Source organism: Microcoleus sp. BR0-C5 (assembly GCF_036705045.1).
In the GTDB taxonomy this organism is placed as follows: domain Bacteria; phylum Cyanobacteriota; class Cyanobacteriia; order Cyanobacteriales; family Microcoleaceae; genus Microcoleus.
In genome coordinates this window covers 22162-43874 of sequence record NZ_JAUBTR010000035.1, presented here as the reverse complement: position 1 = coordinate 43874, position 21713 = coordinate 22162, and the positions used below count along the sequence as shown (strand labels likewise).

Here is a 21713-nt window from a genome sequence, read left to right as displayed (position 1 = left end):
GGAAGAGAAAGAAGAAGATGACAACTTAGGCAATAATGGGTGTAAATTTTTTAAAATCTCAAATCTCAAATCTCAAATCTAAAATCGAATGAGTATTTTAATTGTTACGGGTGCGGCGGGATTTATTGGCTCTAACTTAGTAGAAACTCTTTTAAATCGAGGGGAGACGGTGATCGGTGTTGATGAGTTCAACGATTATTACGATCCGGATCTCAAGCGCAAGAATATTGCTCGCTTTGAAAAGTATCCGGGTTTTGAATTGGTGGAAGGCGATATTTTGTCTCTAAATTGGCGAGGTCTTTTATCTGATGCTAAGGTAATATTTCATCAGGCGGCGCAAGCAGGAGTTCGTGCTAGCTGGGGCGAAGGTTTTCGCAGCTATACCGAACGCAATATTAACAGCACTCAAGTATTGTTAGAAGCGGCCAAAGATGCGCCAAGATTGCAAAAGTTTGTCTATGCTTCTTCTTCTTCAATTTACGGCAATGCTGAATCTTTTCCCACGAATGAAAACGCTTGTCCCCAGCCAATTTCTCCCTACGGAATTACGAAATTAGCCGGTGAACGTTTGTGCGGGCTTTATTACAAAAATTTTGGTCTTCCCACTACTTCGCTGCGCTATTTTACTGTTTACGGGCCCAGACAGCGCCCCGATATGGCTTTTCACAAGTTTTTTAAGTCGATTTTGTTTGACGAGGCAATTTCAATTTTCGGCGACGGATTGCAAACGCGGGATTTTACGTTTATCAGCGATTGCGTTGCTGCGAATTTAGCGGCGGCTGAGGTTGCCGAAGCTGCGGGGGAAGTTTTTAATATTGGTGGGGGAAGTCGGGTAGTTTTGAGAGAAGTTATTGATACAATAGAGAGAATTGTCGCGAGACCTATTCGGATAGATTTTACCAAAGCTGCGAGGGGAGACGCGCGGCACACTAGCGCCGATGTGTCTAAAGCCCAGAGAATCTTAGGTTATCAGCCGCAGGTTGCTTTAGAAGAAGGTTTAAGGCGCGAATGGGAGTGGATTCAGTCTTTGTACAGTTAGAGTACAGTTAGATGCTAAGCTGTTACGCATTTAAATTGAAAATTCGGGACAGGCTAGAAGCCCGTCCCACAATAGTTTTATGGATTTTTGACACACAGTTTAAATGTAAAACAGCTTATCTATCCCAGAAATTTCGCAACTTAAATTGAACATTATTAACTTTTTGAAGTCCCCAACTTTTGATATTTCTCTGCAAGCAAACCAACAAATTTGGAGGCGCGAGTTTTGGCTGTGTTTCCGGCGACTTCAAATAGCGGTAGTGCAGAAATACGTCTCGGTAGGGAATCTCCACATCTTCGCCAGCACACAAGCGATTAATTTTTGCAGCCGAAATACTCATGTAGTGCAAGTAAGTCAGCCGCCGTCCTTTATCATATAGAACATAATCTCTCACATCAAATTTAGAAGACCAATGATTTCCCGTTACCTGTTCTGGTTGAGAATATGCAAAGTTGTAAAAAGAGATTTTGCTGCGGGCTACTAAATAGTTTAATAAAGATTGGTCAGATGCACTCAAACACATAATTTCCGCTTCTCCTGATGTTAAGTTATCTAACAGTTGGACTGAATTTTCTCTGTTAAATATTTGTTTTTTTGAAGCAAACAAACCTGTACAAAAAGTATGAGAGGGCAGTTGCTCTATATTGAAAATATGTGGCAATTTATCTGAGGATAAGTCAAATACATAGTTGAGGTCTGATTTGTATTGAAAATCGTTTGCTACCCAATCAACTCGATCGAGTTTTTGATAAATATAATCCAGACAACCCATTAACAGAGTGTCCGCGTCAAAATATACAAATTTGTCAAAAGGCCCGTCAAAACAGCATAATTTCCGATGCCTGGTCAAACAGTGAACTGATTTCAAACCTTTAGCTTGCCAAACTTTTTGAGCTTTGGCGTGAGATGTCCAAGCTTGAGTTGCAAAGTCTTCCCAGAAATGAATTGAATCGGTGTTGTCAAAGAGGGTGACATTAGGACGAATTGCAATTTCTCCTCGCACTTTTTTCAGTCTATCATCATAGGGAATGATACAAACGGGAATATCTTTTGCCCCATTGACTTCGAGACTGTTTAATAAAGCGACTAAGTGGTCGAAAACCACATCGTTTGCTAGAATATAAATACCATTCGTCATAATTTTTAAGTTTTTTAAATCCTTTACCAAATATTCCGGTAGGGTGTGTTGGGCGCTGGGGGATAATCTCGGCTTTATCGAATTTATCGAATATCAAAAAAGCGCCCAATGCACCGAAATTCTCGCCCAAGGTGCGTTGGCCCCTGCCAAATCTCTCGGCTTTATCAAATATTATAACAGCGCCCAACACACCATACAATATCGCATATTATAACAGCGCTCAACACACCCTGCAAAGAGCGAAATATTTTTTGCACTAAATTTGGTGGTTCCTCATTGAGATAACGATAATGTTTCCACAGTTTCCAATAAGGACTACCGGATTTAATTGGTATTCCCGCCCAGTGAATATATTTTAACCTTTTGCCTTTGTCATAAAGAACATAATCTATTTCTTGAAAATGTTTAGAACCCGCCCAGCTTCCGGGCTCTGTTGGTGAAGCTTTAACAAGGTTGCAGCGCTTGGGAATCAGCTTAAGAATAATATAATTTAGTAAAGGTTGGTCTGTGACATTTTGAGTAAAGTCAAAAAATTCTCGATGCTGCGAACATTCTCGCAAATTTTCATACATTTGCGAGAATGTAATAGTTCCTTTTCTGGAGGCCCAAAAACCGCTGTTGAATACATCTTGAAGCTGTGAATCTGTAAAGATATTCTGTTCTTTTACAGCGGGTGAAAATACATTTCGCAGTTTTTCGCTGAGGTGGTGGTAGTCGCAGCAAAAAAAGTCTACTTCTGATAGTTTGTTAAGGTTGGCTGCGATGTCTTCAAAGACGATGATATCGGTATCGATGTACAGAAATTCGTCAAGCGGGCCAAACCAAACGGCGAGTTTTCGCATTTTGTTGGGGAGGGCTAAAAAGTTGCGATCGAACATTTGGCCAATTTCTCTGGTAAACTGTTCCACAAACTCCAGATTTGGGAACAATCGCACCCCGTGGAGACTGCTGAGTGCGGCTGCGACTTGCTGATAATTGTCGTCGAAGGGAATCAGAAAAACAGGTACTTGACAATTGTACAGACGTATGCTGTTTAAAAGGGCGATCGCACTTTCGATCACCTTATCATTCGCAACAATATAAATACCGCGAGTCATACATTTATCCTCAACCTTCTCAATACCCTTTTTAACAAATTCGGCGCAGAAACCTCAGTATAAGACTTTGGCGCTTCGGCAAAAATCGGACGCTTGGAGGGTTCGCGGAGATAGCGGTAATGCAGGAACAAATCGCGATAGGGAAACTCAATATTTTCGCCCGCACAAACTCTCTGAATTAAATCCGGCGGCACACCAATATAATGAATGTAAGTAAGGCGGTTTCCCTTGTCGTACAAAATCTGATCTTGCTCTTCAAAATGTTTAGAAGTAACGCTACACCCAGTTTTTTCGCCATCCGGGAGGCTATAAGCAAAATTATAGCTATTCATCCCCGTTTTCATCACCATATAATTGAGCAACGGCTGTTCTCCCGCACCTTCATAGAGAATTTCCGCCTCGCCCGATTGCAGTTGAGCTAACAGCCATTCCCTAGTATCTTGCTCAAACAATCCTTGCTTGCTGGCATAAAATCCCGAACAAAATATTTCCGAGTCTATCCGATTTTGCTCAAAAACTTCGAGAAGTTTTGGGGACTGAATATTGTATACTTTAGTAGGGTCGCAAAATTGAAAATCATAAACCACAAAATCCGATTCCTCTAACTTCTGAAAAACCGCATCAAGGGAATTCATCACCAAAGTATCCGCATCCATATAGATAAACTTTTCAAAGGGGCCGTCGAAAGCGCAAAAGCGCCGGTGTGCGCCGTAAAGCCGGAATTTTTTGCGGTTCAAACGCTCTGGTGCGGCTGCTTGCATGAATTCATCCCATCGCTGAATAGATGCGCTATCTTCATAAATAAAGACGTTGGGGCGGTTAGCAATTTCAGCTTGGATTTGCTCTATTTGGTCGTCGAAAGGATAAATGCAGACGGGAGTATTTGAGCCTAAGATAACTTCAATACTGTTGAGCAAGGCAATTAGTTGGTCGTAAACTGTATCGTTGGCTAGCGTGCAAATTCCATTCATATCTTGTTGAGAAATTAGCGAGGCAGAGCCTCTAGATATCAGTTCCCAGGCAGAGCCGGGGAACCAATTAATATTAGCGAGGCAGAGCCTCTAGATATCAGTTCCCAGGCAGAGCCGGGGAACCAATTAAAAGGACTTCAGTCCTCGCGGGAAGGCTAGAAAATAGGAAGAAGGGCAAAAAAAGAGTCCTGGCGGGAAAACTAAGACGAGGGAGAAAGCGACGCCACCGCAACGCGAAAACCGTTACCGCTGAACGTATTGCCCGCCGAGGAAGCGCCGCGAGAGGCACAACGGCAACGGATACACTCACTGACCCAGCAACCGCCACGGAGCACCCGGTAATCATCTGTGCCAGTTTCCCAAGAACTTCCGTCAGTTGGTGCGCCGTTATAGTTTTGGTTCCACCTATCGCTGCACCACTCCGAAACATTGCCGTGCATATCGTACAATCCAAAGGCATTGGGGGGAAAAATCCCGACATCGGTTGTTTCTTTGCGATAAAGTTCTCCGGCTGTGTATCCGCAGGGGTCGCTTGCGTCATAGTTGGCTATTTCGGTGGTAATGTATTTCCCAAAATGAAATGCGGTTGTTGTACCGGCACGACAGGCGTATTCCCATTCTGCTTCACTCAGAAGGCGATATTTTTTCCCGGTTTTTTGCCAGAGTTGGGAACAGAATTCCACGGCATCATCCCACGATACATTTTCTACAGGACGTTTTTCACCTTTGAAGTTCGATGGGTTGTTTCCCATCATTGCTTGCCACTGTGCTTGGGTGATGGGATATTTGCCTGCAAAAAAAGCCGGTACCGTGACTGGATGCTGTGGACTTTCGTAATCATATCGTCCTGTTTCGTTGCTGGGGGAACCCATCATAAATGTGCCACCGGGAATGCCCACCATTTCCAGTACAATTTCGTTCCCTAAGTCCTCGGGAAAGAAGTGAGCATAATGACGGTTGCAACTGTTTTTTACTGGTTGAAAATTTACTGTTATCGCATCAAACTCAAAGGTAGGCAAATAGTTGTGTAACGGCAATTTTTCCTTTAAATATTCTGTAGTTTGCAGCAGCGAATAGGCTGCAAACTTCACCAACATTGATTCCTCTTGCAGCACCCCAATTATTAAATCTAAACCTGCATCTCCATATTTCAGCGCTTCAGACAGTGCAGCAATCTTCACTTCGACAATCGGTGAAGCCAAACGACTCTTAACGCCGGAAATCCCGCCTAAGACAGCAGCATCTATGGGTGGCGGATTTTGACCGCCGAGTACGGCCTCGTATTCTCTGGGTTGATTTTGGTTTTCTGTCATTGCGCTATTTCCTGAGATACAAACTTAGACAGCCAATTGAGCAAGTTCAATTCGTGGAGAATGATTTGTCTAGCTTCGGCAATTTTCTCCCTCGCTTCATGCCAATAATCCGCAGTAGCCACAACCTCTTTAATAAATTCTACTCCTTTCTCATCCAGACTGGGCAGCCGCAGAAAACTCCCTGCGGGCAACAATTTATCCGCCGCCGAACCGCCGTAATAAATTGGCAAACACCAAGCTAATAAGGCATCCCAAAGCTTCTCGCTGACATACCAATCGTTTTTGGCATAATTTTCAATAGCTAAGTTGTAATAGTATGGCGCGACAGCGTGCCATTTATTGTTCACAGTCCCGTTCCCCCGCGCCCAAGTTGGCAAGTTTCGCCCGTAAAGGTCAAAATCTAATTTTTGTAATTGCAGCAATTTGATAAAGTCTAATCTGTGGCGGTGATTGGCGCTACGGCTAACACCTGAAGTAATCCAAGAACAGGATTTAGTTTTCGGCGGCGCAGGCATTTCATCGAGTTCTCGAAACGAGTTAGAGTGATACCAAATCGCGGGCATATAATCGGGTTTTGGTGCGAAATCGTCGGGCCCGGAAATGTAACCGCAATAAAGTTTGGCTTGTTCGTAGTTGGCTTTGGTAATTTCAATTACTTCTGGCAAGGGCGGCTCGCGGATCAGGTTAATTATGCGTTCCTTGGGGACACCGCGCAATTTTTCTTGAATGTCGTTTTCTTGGTTTTGATGCCTGTAGCGACGTATTGTATCGACCCACGATTGCTTTTTGGAAGGTTGGGGAAAGTCGAATTGATACATGAGTAAAAAGTCGGGTTCTGGGTGGTTTGCTAGCATTTGAATGTTTCCCCATTTTCCGAAGTTGTGGGGGGTTTGTTGCCACAGCCAGTCGCTTTGGCTCATTCCTGGATAGCTGGTGATTGTGCCGATAATTTTTGGGTTCATATCTAATAATAAATCTGGTTTTTGCGTGTGGGCGGGGCGGGTTTATGAGATTGTTTATTTGAGGCGATGATTGTTGGTAAAACCCGCCCCTACGGAATTTTGAATTATCGGATATCGCACTAAATTTTCGACATAACCCATAATTTTCTGTATCCTATTTTCCCAGGAAAATTGCTTGAAAAAATCCATTTTTTCTGCATAGCCTTCGCTTTTACTCGGATATTTGGTTAAACAATCTCGAATGCTTTGCGCGAAGTGGTGCGGGTTATCCGGTTCGCACCAAGTTGCTGCTATATTTCCCGATTTAAATTCCATTAAAGATGGAATCTCCGTCGCGACAATCGCAGTTCCAGATGCCATGTAATCAAAGATTTTTAAAGGAGATGTGAACGTCGCGGCTGCTGTCAAACAGTGCGGGTGAGCCAAAATATCGGCTGCTTGCAGCAAGCTAGCAAGTTGATTTTGAGGCTGGTAGCCGAGAAATTTAATGTTGTTAACTTGCTGGGATTTGGCTAACTGCTGGTAAGCTGTTACTTGGGATGAATCACCGCCGGCGATCGCAAATTGAATCAGGGGCAATTCCTTAGCCACATCCACCAGCATATCAACACCTTTAAACGGGTAAAGTCCCCCTGCATAAACTGCTAAATGCCGTCGGTCATCTTCTAATAATTGCTGTCGCCAATTCTGGGCAGCTTCTGTTTGTCTCGCGAGAAACAAATGGTTAAAACCGTTGTGCAGCGTAATTACTTTTTCCGGTGGCATCCCATTCTTAATCATGCTGTCTCGGACAGTATCGGCAACAGTTACAGCAATTTGAAATAGAGGATGGCGGACAATTTCTGATTCAAATTGCTTGTTTTCGTGGTGGTGCTGTTCGTAGATAGAGGGAATTCCGTTTTTAACTGCTGCTTTGACAAAGTTCCAGTCCCGGCTATGGACAATTTTAGTTGATTTAAGTAGGTGAATCGGTAAATAGTATTTTGATACTATTGTACTGGAACTCGTCCACTTGCTGTCCCAAAAATCGATCGGCCACGGCATCGGTAAATCTGCTACTTTTAATTTATCTTGAATATTGTAAATTGTGGCAAGTTTGTCATCGGTTTTCCGGGGTTGAAAAGGAAAAAGCAAATCAACCGGATTCCAAGCATTCCAGCCTTTGCGGAGGTATACCAAAACTGCTGGATAACCGAGGTTTGCTGCGGCATTGGCAGAGTCTGCAACTTGAACTAAGCTCGCTACATTTGGTTGGGGCAAGATATTTCTGGTAAAAAATACATAATATTTGGACATGGTAATTGGTAGTTAGTAAGTGGTAATATCATGTCCGATCGATTGACCGCGATTAAAGGCCGGGGCGGGTTTACAGATTTTCCCGTTTCTATTCAATATCTTGGTGAACCCGCCCCTACAGGAATCATGGTTAATTGACCGGACATGATATAATTTGTAATTGGTAATTAGTAATTGTTGACTGTGCAAACTGTTGACTACTGACTACTTTTTAACAGCCTGACGCTTAATAGTCTTTTCTATAAATTCTAAAGTAGTGAAAATATTAGCAGCAGAGTGAAATGATTCTCGGATTAACTCGTCTCTTTCTTCGGGAGAGTCTACCATTTCATCTACTAGCAATTTGAGGTAAGCTATCATGGGAGTTAGGCGAGTGCGAATTTCGTAAGAACCTCTAATTAGAGCTTCATCGCGAGCGGTTTCTTCGGCAAATTGCACTGAATACAAGCGAGTGTAGTAACCTCCTTTTGCTAGCAATTCTTCGTGGGAACCCATTTCTACTACTTGTCCGCGATCGATCACGGCGATTTTGTGGGCTTTTTGGACTGTGGAGAGGCGGTGGGCGATGACTAAGGTTGTGCGATCGCAACTCAATTTCTCGATCGCCGCTTGCACGTACCTTTCCGAAACCGTATCCAGCGAACTCGTCGCCTCATCTAAAATTAAGATTTCCGGGTTTTGCAGCAGGGCTCTAGCAATTGAAATTCTCTGACGCTGCCCTCCCGATAATATCACGCCCCGATCGCCAATTTGAGTATCCAACCCCTCCGGCAACAGTTGGATAAACTCGTAAGCATTCGCTCCCTTCGCCGCTTCCACAATTTCTTCGTCAGTCGCTTCGGGCTTAGCGTAAGCAATATTTTCGCGCACTGAAGCATTAAACAAAAACGTATCTTGGCTAACAATACCCATCGCTTGTCTGAGACTTTTCAGCTTAAAATCACGCAAATTCGTGCCATCGAGCGATATATGACCTTCAGTAGGATCGTAAAATCTAGGCAGTAAATCGGCCAACGTTGACTTGCCAGAACCCGAAGTTCCTACCAAAGCCAAAGTAGTGCCATGAGGTAGAAATAAATCAATTCCTTGCAAAACTAAATTTTTGTGGTTAGGATAACTAAAAGATATTTTATTAAAATGAATTCCCGATCGCAAATGAGTATACTCCACTTCACCGTCCTGCATAAATGGCTTGTCCTCGCACCTCAAAAAATTATTAACCACCTCTACACTAGCCGACGTATTAGCAAATTGACTGCGCCCACTATTCAACTGAGAAATTAAAGGAATTAGCCGAAAAAGTACCAATAAATAGGTTAATAAAATTGTCGCAATAGACTCTATCTCATTCGCAAATATTGTGCGACCTATAAATACAATCAAAATTATAACTATCAAATTAACAACTTCGTTAATTGGGGCGATCGCCGCATAATTTACCTGAGCCTGAAAATCCGCTTGTTCTCGCCTTTGAATTAAATGCTTAATCCGCTGATACTCCCTTTCCTCGTTCCCCGTTGACTTGACCAGCCGAATCCCAGTAATCGTTTCCAGCACCCTAACCGAATAATCTTTCGACATTTCAGAAAGCAAGTGACCAAAATGCTTGGAACGGTTAATAATATATTGATTTGTCCAAGCAACTAACGCCAGCAAAACTGTAGCTGTCACCGTAAGTTTCCACGATATCGAAAGTAGCAAACCCACAAAAACCAAAACCGTGATTGAGGTAGTAAACATTCCGATAGCCGTACCAACTGCACTAGCAGTCCGACCAATCTCTCCGCCCAATCTATTAATTAAATCCCCGACTTTAGTTTTAGAGTAAAAATCTAAATCTACTTTTAACAACAACTGCAAACCTGCTTCTCGCAAATCAAAAGTTAGAGATCGCGTCAGAGAAGTAGCTACTAAAGTATTGATATAACTCGCCACATTTTTTAAAAAAATTGCCAGCACAACCGCCCCGGTCATCAGCATTAAACGCTGATTTCCGGGCATTCCCTCAAAGGGATACATCAAAGTTTTAATTAGAGGTGGAGCACCACGCAGCTCGATAGCTTCCTCTAAAAAACTTAAAAGCACTGGTACAATCAGAGTAGTGCTGATACCGTTAAATAAAGCGCCAGAAAAGCCCAGCATCACAGTTAAGAGAATCCTGCCGGGATATCGTCTGGCAAATTTTAGGAGTAGCTTATTGGCAGACATGAAGCATTCCCAGCTAAACAGTACGGCATCTCAAAATATTCTTTAATAACAGCCAGTTTTTCTTCCTCCCGCGAGTGGTTTGAAAATAACATTTACATACCTGCGATTATATCTGAAAGTATCGGTTTCATTGCTTGAATACTATATTTTTTTACACATCTTTCCCGAGCTTTCATTCCTTGTAAATTAGCCGCTGTCAAATTTTGAAATATCCATTGAATCTTTTGTGAAATTTGAGTGGGAGAACTCGGATAGACTAAATAACCCGTTCCCCCTAAAATTGCTGGAATATCCCCCACTCGCGTAGACAAAACAGGCTTAGCCATTGCCATGCCATCTGTCAGCTTGAGCGGAAACTGAGCCACGGCTGTGAGAGTTTCTCGCTGAGGAACAACGACAACATGAGCCGCCGCTACAACCGACGGCATCGTCTCCACTGGAAACCTTGGCAGTTTAATAATCCACCGCCCCCATTGTTTCACAAGTTTATCATCATAATCATCATAAGGACTCCCGCCGACGATCGCTAATTTTAAATCGGGCTCATTTAACTGTTCAAGCGCCATCAAAACATCCTCCACGCCTTTATGAGGTCGCGGTGCCCCCGGAAACATCAGAACTCTATACCCGGACAAGCCGTAACGCTGTCTGCTCAATTCAGGATTGTATTTAGCAGGGTCGAACATTACAGTATCCTTACCATTAGGCAAATATACACCCCCAAAACGCTGTTTTAAAAACTCAGTATGAACGGTGACTGCATCAGCACCGTGGATGAGACTTTCCATCCACTTTACATACAGGGGATTATCTGGTTCTCTCAATTGGCCATTGTGTTTAAAAATATCTCGATAAAGTTGTTTAAAAGAAGGACGGTATTTCCATTCATCTCCGCCGTACCAGCTCAGTTCCCAGTCGTCTATATCTAAAATTATAGAGTGGCGAGTCGCCAGTTTTTTTAGCAGTGATAACCCAAAGCTTGTAGGTTTAGGTTTGACTGCATAAATAATATCCCCATCTATTTTTTTCCAAAGTTTTTGAGCATCCATCAAAAACCCCGGATAATTTTTACCCGGTATTGCACATACCGGGATATCTCTGGGAGGAATAGCATACAATTCCTTGCCAAACTGAAATCCAACAACTTCTACATCACATTTAAGCTCTATCAAGACTTGAGCTAAGAAAAAAGCACGAATTGCACCTGCTCCTGACAAATCGCTCACTACTAATGAAACTTTCACTGAGTATTTTGTTTAAAACATTTGTTTAATTTTCCTGCTTAACCGAGCTTTTGTCAAGGCGACGGGGAGTCACGCACTCCAGACCAAAGCAACCGGGTTTTTAACCAGGGAAAATGGCCGCAACGAAGTATTTTTGTAAAAAAAACACATTAGACCTCTTGCAAAAAAAATATGTGTTATACTTAAAAATTTGCTCAAGTTTAGGTCAAACTTTGAATTATTGGGTTGATTGGCATCTCCTTAAACTTGCCCAGGCTGCTAGATTATAAAATTGGCTAAACTTTCCATAATAGCACAAAATTATTTTGCAAGAGGTCTAGTAATGAACCCAAGACTGTTATTCAAGCCAGCAAGAATTCTTCTAAGTAAATTTGCGGATATGTTGAGGCTAATTTTTTTTTATGGTGGGCTGAATTTTGTTGTTTTTGATGCAGTTTGCCAACAAACTTTAATTATTTTAAACGCCAGGGATTGTTAAGTTGATTTGGTAAAAATATTTTAGCAGTGCGATCGAATATTCTAGTAAAGAGCGATCGCGTCACGTTCTTCGCGTACTGAGGGCGGTAAGGATAAGTGCAGTGCATTACTTTAATCGGTTTGTCGATCGTATAAGTGGCTTTCCACTGGTCTAAGTAGTTGTAAACAGGCGGCAATGTTTTCATTTTTGGTTTTACCGCTTCGATTGCCGCAGCCAAAGCACCTTGATCTCTCAACATTAGCAGGTTTTGATTAGTAATTACTATCTCTAAATATTTCTTAAAACTTTGGAAAACCTCTTGATTTTTAGTGCTTTTTTTAAAAGCGATAAATCCGCCATTGTATTGAATACTATTTTCGCCCAAAGGTAATCCTACAGATTGCAAAGTTGACAGAATATCTCGCTCAACTCTTAATAAATGAGCAGCTTTAGCGATTGCAGGTTGTAGATCTTCAGTCACCAGCAAATCCACTTCATCAAGATAGTCAAAAACCTCATCTATTGGCGATAACAAACAAATATCGCAGTCCATGTAAATAGTCTTCTCAAAAGGAGAGCCGTCATACAAAGCCACCTTAGCTTGCCGGGAAGCCAAAACAGGATTTTCGTCAGGTGGTGCGGGCTGCAATTTTACATTTCCAAACGCCAGAAGTAAAGGATATAAAATCCGAGGAACTCTATCTATTAAAACAACAATGGGTTCGCGGTGAAACTTCCTGACTGAAGCCAGAAAATGCACGCAGTCTTGAAAAGAGTAAAGACCGGTTAAAATAGTGAGAAATCCTTTGGTTTCTAATTTCACTTGTCTCTCTAACTCGCAGTAAGCGGCTCCCTATAAGAGTTCAATAAAAATCTAGAAGGCAGAAATAAAGAAAATTTTAACTCTGCCTTCTGCCTTTATAGTTATGCCTGTGAGTGGCGTTTTTGGTGCCACTGCCAAGCATGGGAGATAATGTTCTTAATGTCGGGATATTCTGGAGACCAACCCAAGGTTTTGATGGCTTTCTCGCTGCTGCCAACCAAAGCAGGTGGGTCTCCAGGGCGCCGATCGCACTCAACAGCCTTAATCTCTTTTCCCGTCACTTGGCGAGCCGTTTCTATCACCTCTTTCACCGAAAACCCGCCCCCATTGCCCAAATTAAAGAAATCAGATTTGCCACCATTTAGCAAATATTCTAATCCCAAAATGTGAGCAGATGCCAAATCGTTAACGTGAATGTAATCCCGAATGCAAGTACCGTCAGGAGTATCGTAATCCGTGCCAAAAATCGCGATCGAATCTCGTTTACCCAAAGCCGCGAACAACACCAGTGGGATCAGGTGAGTTTCTGGATTGTGATCCTCTCCTAACAACCCGTTAGGGTCAGCCCCAGCCGCGTTAAAATAGCGGAAACAAACAGACTTGAAATCATACGCAGCGTCAAAATCCGACAAAATCCGTTCTACCATTAACTTAGTAGCACCGTAGGGATTGATCGGATTTTGCGGGTGGTCTTCTGTGAGCGGAATTTTCTGCGGTACACCGTAAGTCGCGCAAGTAGAAGAAAACACAAATTTCTTCACCCCAGCAGCGATCATTGCTTCCAAAAGCGTAATAGTGCCAATGACATTGTTGCGATAATATTTAGCTGGGTCGGTAACAGATTCGCCCACGTAAGCGTAAGCAGAAAAGTGCATTACCGCATCAATCTTGTGCGTAGCAAACAGGTTGTCTAGAAGAGTGCGATCGTTCGTGTCGCCAACTACTAACTCCACCTGCAAAGCCTGATCTACTAAATCTCTGTGACCGTAAACTAAATTATCCAAAATCACCACACCATAACCGGCGTTTTTCAGCGCTAATACCGCGTGAGAGCCAATATATCCAGCTCCGCCCGTCACCAAAATAGTTGGTTTGTCTGCACTCATTTTTTTCTGCCTGTTTTTGTAGCTGGGATTGCCAAGACCCTTGTTAATTTGAGACTTCCACATCTGACGCTTTCACACTCCGCGTGAGCCGGAGAATTAAAGCGAGATATATAGATTTTGCTGTGCGGGACGGGACGATCGCACTCCTAAAAAACGCTTTTTACACTCCAGACAGATGCTGACTGTGCAAGTCTTTCTGTTCAATCGATAAACTTGAGGCGACCGATTTGGATATAATCAAATATCCGATTAATCTGATGTCGATCCTCTTCTGAAATTTTATCATCTGACAGGATAGCAGAAGTCAAAACTAAGTGTTCCCTGCGACTGATCTTGCCAGACGCTACAATCCGATCGACTTTTTGAGAAATTGTTAAGTTCGATTTGTTGTGAGATGTTCGCATTTATTCGATCGCTTGTATGCTAAAATAATTAAAGCGGATTGCAGTTCTTGACCCAAAAATAGTGCGTACTCGACCGCAAATCAATTTGCTCAACAGCAGAAATAACGTATTAGAAAACGTATTAGAAAACGTATCAGAGTTTTACTTCCCAAGATAGATATGTGGACTTAATAAATCTGCAATCAGCCTTCCGATAGCGTTCAGACTAACTTAATTATATAATATTTTTTCGAGAGAGGCACTTTTCTATGCAGGTTTATCGGCTTCCGGTACTGTCCGACAATTACATTTTCTTGCTGCACGACCCCGATCGCCACACCGCAGCCGTCGTCGATCCAGCACGATCGCAGCCAGTATTAGAGCAACTGCAAGCACTTGGAGCCGAATTAACCGCAATTTTCAATACGCACCACCACAGCGACCACATAGGCGGCAATCAGGAACTGATCGATCGCTTTCCCCAAATTAAAGTTTACGGTGGCGCAGAAGACCGAGGCAGAATACCCGGACAGCAAGTGTTTTTACAAGCGGGCGATCGAGTTTCTTTCGCCAACAGAACCGCCGAAGTCTTCTTCCTACCCGGCCACACAAAAGCTCACATCGCCTACTATTTCCCCCCCAGCAACCCCAGCGAAACCGGCGAGTTGTTCTGCGGCGACACCTTATTTGCCGGCGGCTGCGGCAGGCTCAAAGAAGGCACTCCCGCCCAAATGTTAGCCTCTCTGGCGCAACTGCGAAACTTGCCCGATAGTACGAGAGTCTGGTGCGCCCACGAATACACGCTGAACAACCTGCAATTTGCCTTGAGTGTGGATGGCGACAATCCCGATTTACAGCAGCGCTTCGCCGAAGTCAAAGAAGCGCGCAGTCGATCGCAACCTACAATACCATCATCGATCGGCCTCGAAAAAAGCACAAACCCATTTTTGCGCTGGGATTTTCCCAACCTCCAATCAGCCGCCAACACCCGCGATCCAGTGCAAACCTTCGCTCGGTTGCGCGGCATGAAAGACCAATTTTGACCTTAACGTTTTTTTCTCTTCAGGTAACTCTTAAACTTGAGTATCGGTTCCCTCAACCACTGGCCAAATGCTCTGTATTTTATCTTAAAGCTCGACAGCCAATTAAACTTATTGGGAATTTTTTCCACTTCGTCCTTAAACGGTGTCTGACACAACATATCGAGCCATAATTGATTGGGGGTTGAGCTTTCCCACGGTTTCGGTCTTGACATAAAGTGCATCACTTTACTTGACATATCATCAGTCTTGTGGTTGTTCCAGATTTGGTCTAATTGCTTCCACCTTCCCGCTAAAAATGAATTTAATGCACCCTGATCGTGATCCACCCAAAGGTTTAATCGAGCGTTTTCCATCAACTTTTCGGACAGTTGATCTTCCTCCCAAAGCTTCATGTTGTAAACTAAAACGCCACTATTTAAATAAAGGTTTCGATCTTGAGAATTGTTCGGATTTCCCCAGACGTTGGGTGCGGCTGCTATCGGCATTGTTTGAATATCTAGGTTCCACAGCTGCTCTAAACTTCCCAGAACGATCGTGTCGCTGTCGAGCCAAATCAGCCTTTCTGTTTCCTTGGTATATTTTCGCGGCTCCAATTTAACGTAAGGAATTATAGAACCTGACATCGAAAGAAGTTGGTTGTAATTAGATTGCAATTCTTGCCATTCAATCTGGTATTTGCAGCAATTCTGTAACTGTTTCTTTTGCTGTGGATCTAGGTCGGTAGATACAATGCTAATTTTTACCTGCTCCTGTCCCGATTTACTAGCATTCAGATCTATAGACTTAAGAAGTGCTGCTAACCCCAGAATATAGTTGCGATCGCCGGCGGTGAATATGTGCATAGGATTAAGTTGGTGAAATTAACAAAGGTAAAAGGCGCGCGGTCAAACTTGACACAAACGTCGGCACGGGAGGAAGCAGGCTGCCCTGTATTGGGTAAATACGCTCGCCCGTTTACCGTTGAGACGAACATAACCTTGCCTAAATTTACCATCTGGTTTACGCCAAGAAACCGGGTTTTTAAGTAGGTAGGCGCCAATAAAGTTTACCACAATGTAACAGAATGTAAGGCGGGGGTAACAAGAGCGATTGCTTCGTTTCACTCGCTGCAAGAGAGGGCTTATGTATTTTCCAGCTTAATCTACTTATTTATCTGTGTGCAAGTGCCATCTGTTCGCGCGCGAAAACCAGCAACAGCAATGGGTAATATGCAGCAACACGGAAAACTGATGAGACGGACTAACCTGGCATTTGAAACAGCCAGAAAATTCCCCGTCGCCTGTGCTGAATCCCGCAAATGGTTCAGACGTGGGACTCTACGATAAAATAAATTGTCTAGATATGGATATTACCGCAGAACGATCGACATCCATCTTAGGTTTGAAGTGTCACCCTGCTCCAGTCAAAAGTTCCTCTGGTTATTTCCCTATTATTGAGCGCGATTTGCTTTGCCCAAAGTAAAATGATCGTTGTTAGAAACCGATGCAAAACCCACGCAATACTGAACCCCAAGCAAAAATCGACCCCTCTGTTTCAACGGATTCTAACAAAGCGTTCTACCCAGTCGCGCCTTTGCCAACTGATGTAGGGATGGTTCTGCAATTGGCAGATGGTAGCATTCAGGGGTGCAATTCTCACGCCCAGGAGCTGTTGGGGATGACAGCAGAACAGATGCTCTTATGCACTTCAATCAAAACTCGGTGGCAGACTCTGCGTGAAGATGGCTCAGATTTTCCCGGCGAGACACATCCGGCGATGGTGGCGCTGCAAACCGGGCAACCATGTTTAAATGTCATCATGGGCTTTTATCGGCCACAGGGAGAATTGATTTGGTTGACGCTCAATTCTCAACCTTTATTTCAGGGAGATCGATCGACTCCCTATGCCGTAGTAACAACCTTCACTCCTATCGCTCAACCTCAGCCTGAACCAGTTTGTAACGCGCCCGCGCAACAACTGTCAGACACCCTCGAAAGTATTTCGGACGGGTTCTTTGCTTTGGATCGAAACTGGCGATTTACCTACCTCAATTCGCAAGCGGCGCGGTGGCTGAATCGAGCCTCAAAAGATTTGATTGGCAACAGCATTTGGGAAGAGTTTCCCGAATCAGTGGGCAGTTTGTTTGAGCAGGAATATCGCCACGCCGCCACCTTCCAAGTTACAGTTAGTTTTGAATCTTTTTATCCGCCGCTCAATGCTTGGTATGCGGTACGAGCCTATCCGATCCCATCGGGGCTTGCCGTTTATTTTCAAGATGTGACCGAGGAGAAAGCTGCTCGGGTTGCTTTTATTCAACAAGCGCAAACGGCACACCAACAACTAGCAGAAATCGAGGCGATTTATGCTAGTGCGCCGATCGGACTTTGCTTCCTTGATACCGAGTTGCGGTTTGTCCGCCTCAACGATCGGCTAGCAGAAATTAACGGAGTTCCAGCCGCCGCCCACATCGGCAAAACATTGCGCGAAATCTTACCAGAAATGGCAGATGATTTAGAGCCGCTTTACCAACAAGTTATTGAAACTAAAGTTCCACTCCAACAGCTCGAAGTTCGCAGGACGAACTCAGCACAGCCGGGAGTCGAACAGGATTGGCTGTTGAGTCTCTATCCGCTCAAAGCCGAGGACGATCGCGTTTTGGGGGTGAATGTGACGGTGCAGGAAATTACCGATCGCAAAGCTACTAAAAAAGAAATTGAACGGCTCAACCAAGAACTAGAGCGACGAGTCAATGAACTGGAATCGATACTTGATGCTGTACCCGTTGGCATTACGATCGCCCACGACCCACAGTGTAAAGTAATTCGGGCTAACCGGTTTGCCCAGTCGATGTTGATAGTGCCGCCGGATACCAATGTTTCTGGAACCGGAGAGCAAGCCGCAGCCCTTCCGTTTAGACGATTCCGCAACGGAGAAGAAATTCCGGGAGAACAACTGCCCATGCAACTGGCCGTGGCTTCCGGCGTCGAAGTGCGAGATATGGAAATTCAAATGGTGCGATCGGACGGGGTAGCCTTTGATTGGTTGGTGAATGCGGTGCCGTTATTTGACGAACAGGGCGCAGTTCGTGGCTGTGTGGCTGCCTTTATGGATATTAGCGATCGCAAACAAGCTCTTGCTGCTTTGCGCCACTCTGAGGAACGCTATCGCACTTTGTTTGAGTGCCTAGACGAAGGCTTTTGCATCATCGAAATGCTGTTTGACGCCAACGAAAAGCCGATCGATTACCGCTTTTTGGAAGTCAATCCTGCCTTTGTGAAACAAACCGGACTCGAACAAGCTGTGGGTAAAACGGCGCGACAGATGCTTCCTGAACTCGAAGATTATTGGTTTGAGATTTACGGCAAAGTCGCCCTGACGGGGGAACCCTTGCGCTTTGAGCATGGCTCGGAAGTCATGAACCGCTGGTTTGAGGTTTCGGCGTTCCGCACTCCTGAGCCGCAGAGCCGAAAAGTCGCCATACTTTTCCAAGAAATCACCGATCGCAAACAATCGGAGAATCTCCTGCGGCAACAGGAAGAGCAACTGCGACTGTTCGTAAAACATTCGCCTGCGGGAGTGGCGATGTTTGACCGCCAGATGCGGTATATGCTGGTGAGCGACCGCTGGCTGGCAAGTTACGGGCTCGGCACTCAAAACATTGTGGGCCGATCGCACTACGACATCTTTCCTAATTTGCCCGATCATTTCAAACAAATCCACCAGCGCTGTCTGGCGGGAGCAGTCGAAACCTGCCCTGAAGAGCAGTTTCCCCGCCCTGATGGCTCGATCGACTGGGTGCGCTGGGAAATTCACCCTTGGCGAACCAACACTAATGAGATTGGCGGCATCATGATTTTTTGCGAAATCATCACCGAGCGCAAAAACGCTGAACTCGCGCTCTCTGGGGCCAACCAACAAGTCAGCAATATTATAGAAAGTATTACCGATGCCTTTATCGCGATCGATTCACAATGGCGCTTTACCTACGTTAATGCCACAGCAGAAAAACTGCTTTCTCGATCGAGAAACGACTTGTTAGGTCTATCGATCTGGGAGCTATTCCCCGCCGAAAAAGAATCCTATTCAAGGGCATATCAAGAATTTCATCGAGTCGTTAACGAGCAAGTTTCTGTCAAATTTGAAGAGTTTTCGCCATCGCTCCAGATGTATATAGAAGTGAGCGCCTATCCTGCGGCCCAAGGACTTACGGCTTATTGGAGCAATATTAGCGATCGCAAACGCACTGAAGAAGAACTGCGGCAAAAGAATGCGATTTTGAATCTGATTAACGAGTCAGCACCCACCCCAATTTTTGTCAAAGATCGAGAAGGACGGATTATTTATGCAAATCCAGCCACGCTAGACGTACTGGGCAAATCTGCTGCTGAAGTAATTGGCCGGCGCGATCGCGATTTATACCCAATAGCAGAACTTGGAGCCACAGTCACGGACAACGATCGGCGAATTATGGAATCTGGACAAACAGAAGTCGTCGAAGAATCTCCCGATGGCATTCGGACATTTGTGGCAATGAAAGCTCCCTACCGCAATCAGGCGGGAGAAGTCATCGGCCTGATTGGCATCTCCAGCGACATCACAAATCGAAAACGATCAGAAGTCGCCCTGCAAGAACAAACTAAGTTACTACAAGTAATCATTGACAGCATTGGTGATGGTTTGATTTTGGCCAACCAACAAGGGGATTTTGTGCTGTTTAATCAAGCGGCAGTCCGGATATTCGGTCAGCTATCGAATGAAAAATCTTGTGAGGAATGGTCGATTACCTACGGGCTATTTACGGCAGACAAAAAAACCCTCTTCCCCGACGCTGAACTACCTCTAGCCAGAGCAATCAAAGGTGAATATGTCAATGATGTAGAGGTATTTGTCCGCCGCGAAAATTCCCCAGAACGCTGGATAAGTATCAGCGGTTATCCGGTAGTTGATGCTAGCAGTGAAATCAAAGGCGGAGTGATTGTCTGTCGGGATATCACAGAACGCAAACAAGCAGAAGCAGCAATGCAAGAAAGCGAAGAACGATTCCGCAATATGGCGAACAACGCTCCATTTATGGTCTGGGTAACAGACTCCACAGGCTACTGCATTTTCCTGAGCGAAACCTGGTATGAGTTCACAGGTCAAACTGAGGAAACAGGTTTGGGATTGGGTTGGGTAAACGCGCTGCATCCAGAAGACCGAGAATACGCCAAGAACGCATTTTTGACCGCTAACGAACGCCAGAAATCTTTCCGCGTGGAATATCGCGTGGGGCGCAAGGATGGCGGATATTCTTGGGCGATCGATGCGGCTACTCCCAGATTTTCCGAAAGCGGACAATTTGAGGGTTATATCGGCTCTGTAATCGACATTACAGAACGCAAACAAGTGGAAACCGAGCGCGATATGGTTCTGCAATTAGAACAAACTGCTCGCGCGGAAGCCGAGCGAGCTAACCGCATTAAAGACGAGTTTCTGGCGGTGCTTTCTCATGAGTTGCGATCGCCCTTAAATCCGATTTTAGGCTGGTCGCAACTGCTCGTCGGTGGCAAGCTGAAGGCGAGTCAAAGTGCCAAAGCCTTTGAGACGATTGAGCGCAACGCCAGATTGCAATCTCAATTAATCGAAGACTTGCTTGACGTGTCTCGGATTCTGCAAGGAAAACTCAGATTGAATGTTGCTCCGGTGAATCTGGCAATTATTATTCCGTCTGCTGTGGAAACCGTGCAATTAGCCGCCGAAGCTAAAAAAATTCAAATCCAAACAATCTTAAATCCCGATGTCGGGCAAGTTCTCGGCGATACAAGTCGCTTGCAACAAATTGTGTGGAATTTGTTATCAAACGCGGTGAAATTCACGCCCGAAGGCGGTCGAGTTGAAGTTCGATTAGGGCAAATCGAACACCAAGCTCAAATTCAAGTCACAGACACGGGTAAAGGCATTCTTCCCGATTTCTTGCCTTATGTTTTTGACCATTTCCGACAAGAAGATGGCGCTACAACGCGCAAATTTGGCGGCTTGGGACTGGGATTGGCGATCGTTCGCCAACTGATCGAACTTCACGGCGGAACGGTGTTTGCAGAAAGCGCAGGAGTTGGTCAAGGAGCGACGTTTACGGTGAGATTACCGCTATTAAATGATGATTCTAGAAGGCAGGAGGAGGAAGCCGTTAATGGGGCTGCTAGTCCCGATCTCTCATCCTTGCCACTAGCTGGATTGAGAATTTTGGTGGTAGATGATGAACTCGACTCGCGAGATTTTGTCGCTTTTGTGCTTGAGGAAGCGGGTGCAGAGGTGATTTCCCTGTCATCTGCTGCTGAGGCGCTAAAGTCGATCGAACAAACTGCACCGGATTTGCTCGTCAGCGACATCGGAATGCCCCAGATGGACGGATATATGTTGATAAATCGTATCCGCACTCAGCTTGCGCCTGAGTATCGGCAGTTGTTGGCGATCGCCTTAACGGCCTATGCTGGAGAAGCGAACGAGCGCCAAGTTTTGCAAGCAGGATTTGACAAACACTTAGCCAAGCCGATCGATCCGACCCTGTTAGTTGCTACTGTAGCGCGAGTGATCGTTACCTACGGGGCGCAGTAGGGACGCGGCAATGCCCTTCTTCGTGTCAACTTAAGCTTTTAGTCGCTCAGTCTTCTCGTC

General features: G+C 44.7%; 14 protein-coding genes. 3 read left to right on the top strand and 11 right to left on the bottom strand.

Annotated elements, in window-relative coordinates; translation table 11 throughout:
- The first annotated feature begins 88 nt into the window (after nucleotides 1-88).
- Nucleotides 89-1039, top strand: a complete 951-nt coding sequence (locus QUB08_RS17850) for an NAD-dependent epimerase/dehydratase family protein (RefSeq protein ID WP_333225957.1) — start codon at nucleotides 89-91, stop codon at nucleotides 1037-1039.
- Nucleotides 1040-1154: 115 nt separating this feature from the next.
- Here the strand turns inward: QUB08_RS17850 and QUB08_RS17845 are convergent, their stop codons facing one another.
- The 10 genes from QUB08_RS17845 to galE form a co-directional block, all read right to left on the bottom strand.
- Nucleotides 1155-2177, bottom strand: coding sequence for an Npun_R2821/Npun_R2822 family protein (locus QUB08_RS17845; RefSeq protein ID WP_333225956.1), 1023 nt, complete (start codon nucleotides 2175-2177; stop codon nucleotides 1155-1157).
- A gap of 164 nt (nucleotides 2178-2341) precedes the next feature.
- The gene (locus QUB08_RS17840; RefSeq protein ID WP_333225955.1) at nucleotides 2342-3274 is read right to left on the bottom strand and encodes an Npun_R2821/Npun_R2822 family protein; all 933 of its coding nucleotides are present in this window, start codon (nucleotides 3272-3274) and stop codon (nucleotides 2342-2344) included.
- A complete protein-coding gene (locus tag QUB08_RS17835; protein WP_333225954.1) occupies nucleotides 3271-4245 on the bottom strand; it encodes an Npun_R2821/Npun_R2822 family protein in 975 nt (324 codons plus the stop codon). The genes QUB08_RS17840 and QUB08_RS17835 overlap by 4 nt, the downstream gene beginning before the upstream one ends.
- Nucleotides 4246-4445: 200 nt before the next feature.
- Nucleotides 4446-5558 (bottom strand): formylglycine-generating enzyme family protein, encoded by a 1113-nt coding sequence (locus QUB08_RS17830; protein ID WP_333225953.1) that lies wholly within the window; start codon nucleotides 5556-5558, stop codon nucleotides 4446-4448.
- A complete protein-coding gene (locus tag QUB08_RS17825) occupies nucleotides 5555-6520 on the bottom strand; it encodes a glycosyltransferase family 10 domain-containing protein (protein WP_333225952.1) in 966 nt (321 codons plus the stop codon). The genes QUB08_RS17830 and QUB08_RS17825 overlap by 4 nt, the downstream gene beginning before the upstream one ends.
- A gap of 54 nt (nucleotides 6521-6574) precedes the next feature.
- Nucleotides 6575-7816, bottom strand: a complete 1242-nt coding sequence (locus QUB08_RS17820; RefSeq protein ID WP_333225951.1) for a glycosyltransferase family 4 protein — start codon at nucleotides 7814-7816, stop codon at nucleotides 6575-6577.
- A gap of 204 nt (nucleotides 7817-8020) precedes the next feature.
- On the bottom strand, nucleotides 8021-10024 hold the full coding sequence (locus tag QUB08_RS17815; RefSeq protein WP_333225950.1) for an ABC transporter ATP-binding protein: 2004 nt from the start codon (nucleotides 10022-10024) through the stop codon (nucleotides 8021-8023).
- A 92-nt stretch (nucleotides 10025-10116) separates the two neighbouring features.
- Entirely contained in the window at nucleotides 10117-11268 is a 1152-nt protein-coding gene (locus QUB08_RS17810) for a glycosyltransferase family 4 protein (protein ID WP_333225949.1), read from the bottom strand.
- Between the two features lie 452 nt (nucleotides 11269-11720).
- Nucleotides 11721-12548, bottom strand: coding sequence for a hypothetical protein (locus QUB08_RS17805; protein WP_333225948.1), 828 nt, complete (start codon nucleotides 12546-12548; stop codon nucleotides 11721-11723).
- A 101-nt stretch (nucleotides 12549-12649) separates the two neighbouring features.
- Nucleotides 12650-13654 (bottom strand): UDP-glucose 4-epimerase GalE, encoded by a 1005-nt coding sequence (gene galE / locus QUB08_RS17800; RefSeq protein ID WP_333225947.1) that lies wholly within the window; start codon nucleotides 13652-13654, stop codon nucleotides 12650-12652.
- A 652-nt stretch (nucleotides 13655-14306) separates the two neighbouring features.
- Here galE and gloB point away from each other — a divergent pair.
- The gene (gloB, locus tag QUB08_RS17795) at nucleotides 14307-15080 is read left to right on the top strand and encodes a hydroxyacylglutathione hydrolase (RefSeq protein WP_333225946.1); all 774 of its coding nucleotides are present in this window, start codon (nucleotides 14307-14309) and stop codon (nucleotides 15078-15080) included.
- Between the two features lie 2 nt (nucleotides 15081-15082).
- On the opposite strand, the gene QUB08_RS17790 is transcribed toward gloB, so the two are convergent.
- Nucleotides 15083-15922, bottom strand: a complete 840-nt coding sequence (locus QUB08_RS17790; protein ID WP_333225945.1) for a glycosyltransferase — start codon at nucleotides 15920-15922, stop codon at nucleotides 15083-15085.
- 640 nt (nucleotides 15923-16562) lie between these two features.
- Between QUB08_RS17790 and QUB08_RS17785 the strand changes: the two genes are divergently transcribed.
- A complete protein-coding gene (locus QUB08_RS17785) occupies nucleotides 16563-21653 on the top strand; it encodes a PAS domain-containing protein (protein WP_333225944.1) in 5091 nt (1696 codons plus the stop codon).
- Nucleotides 21654-21713: the final 60 nt, after the last annotated feature.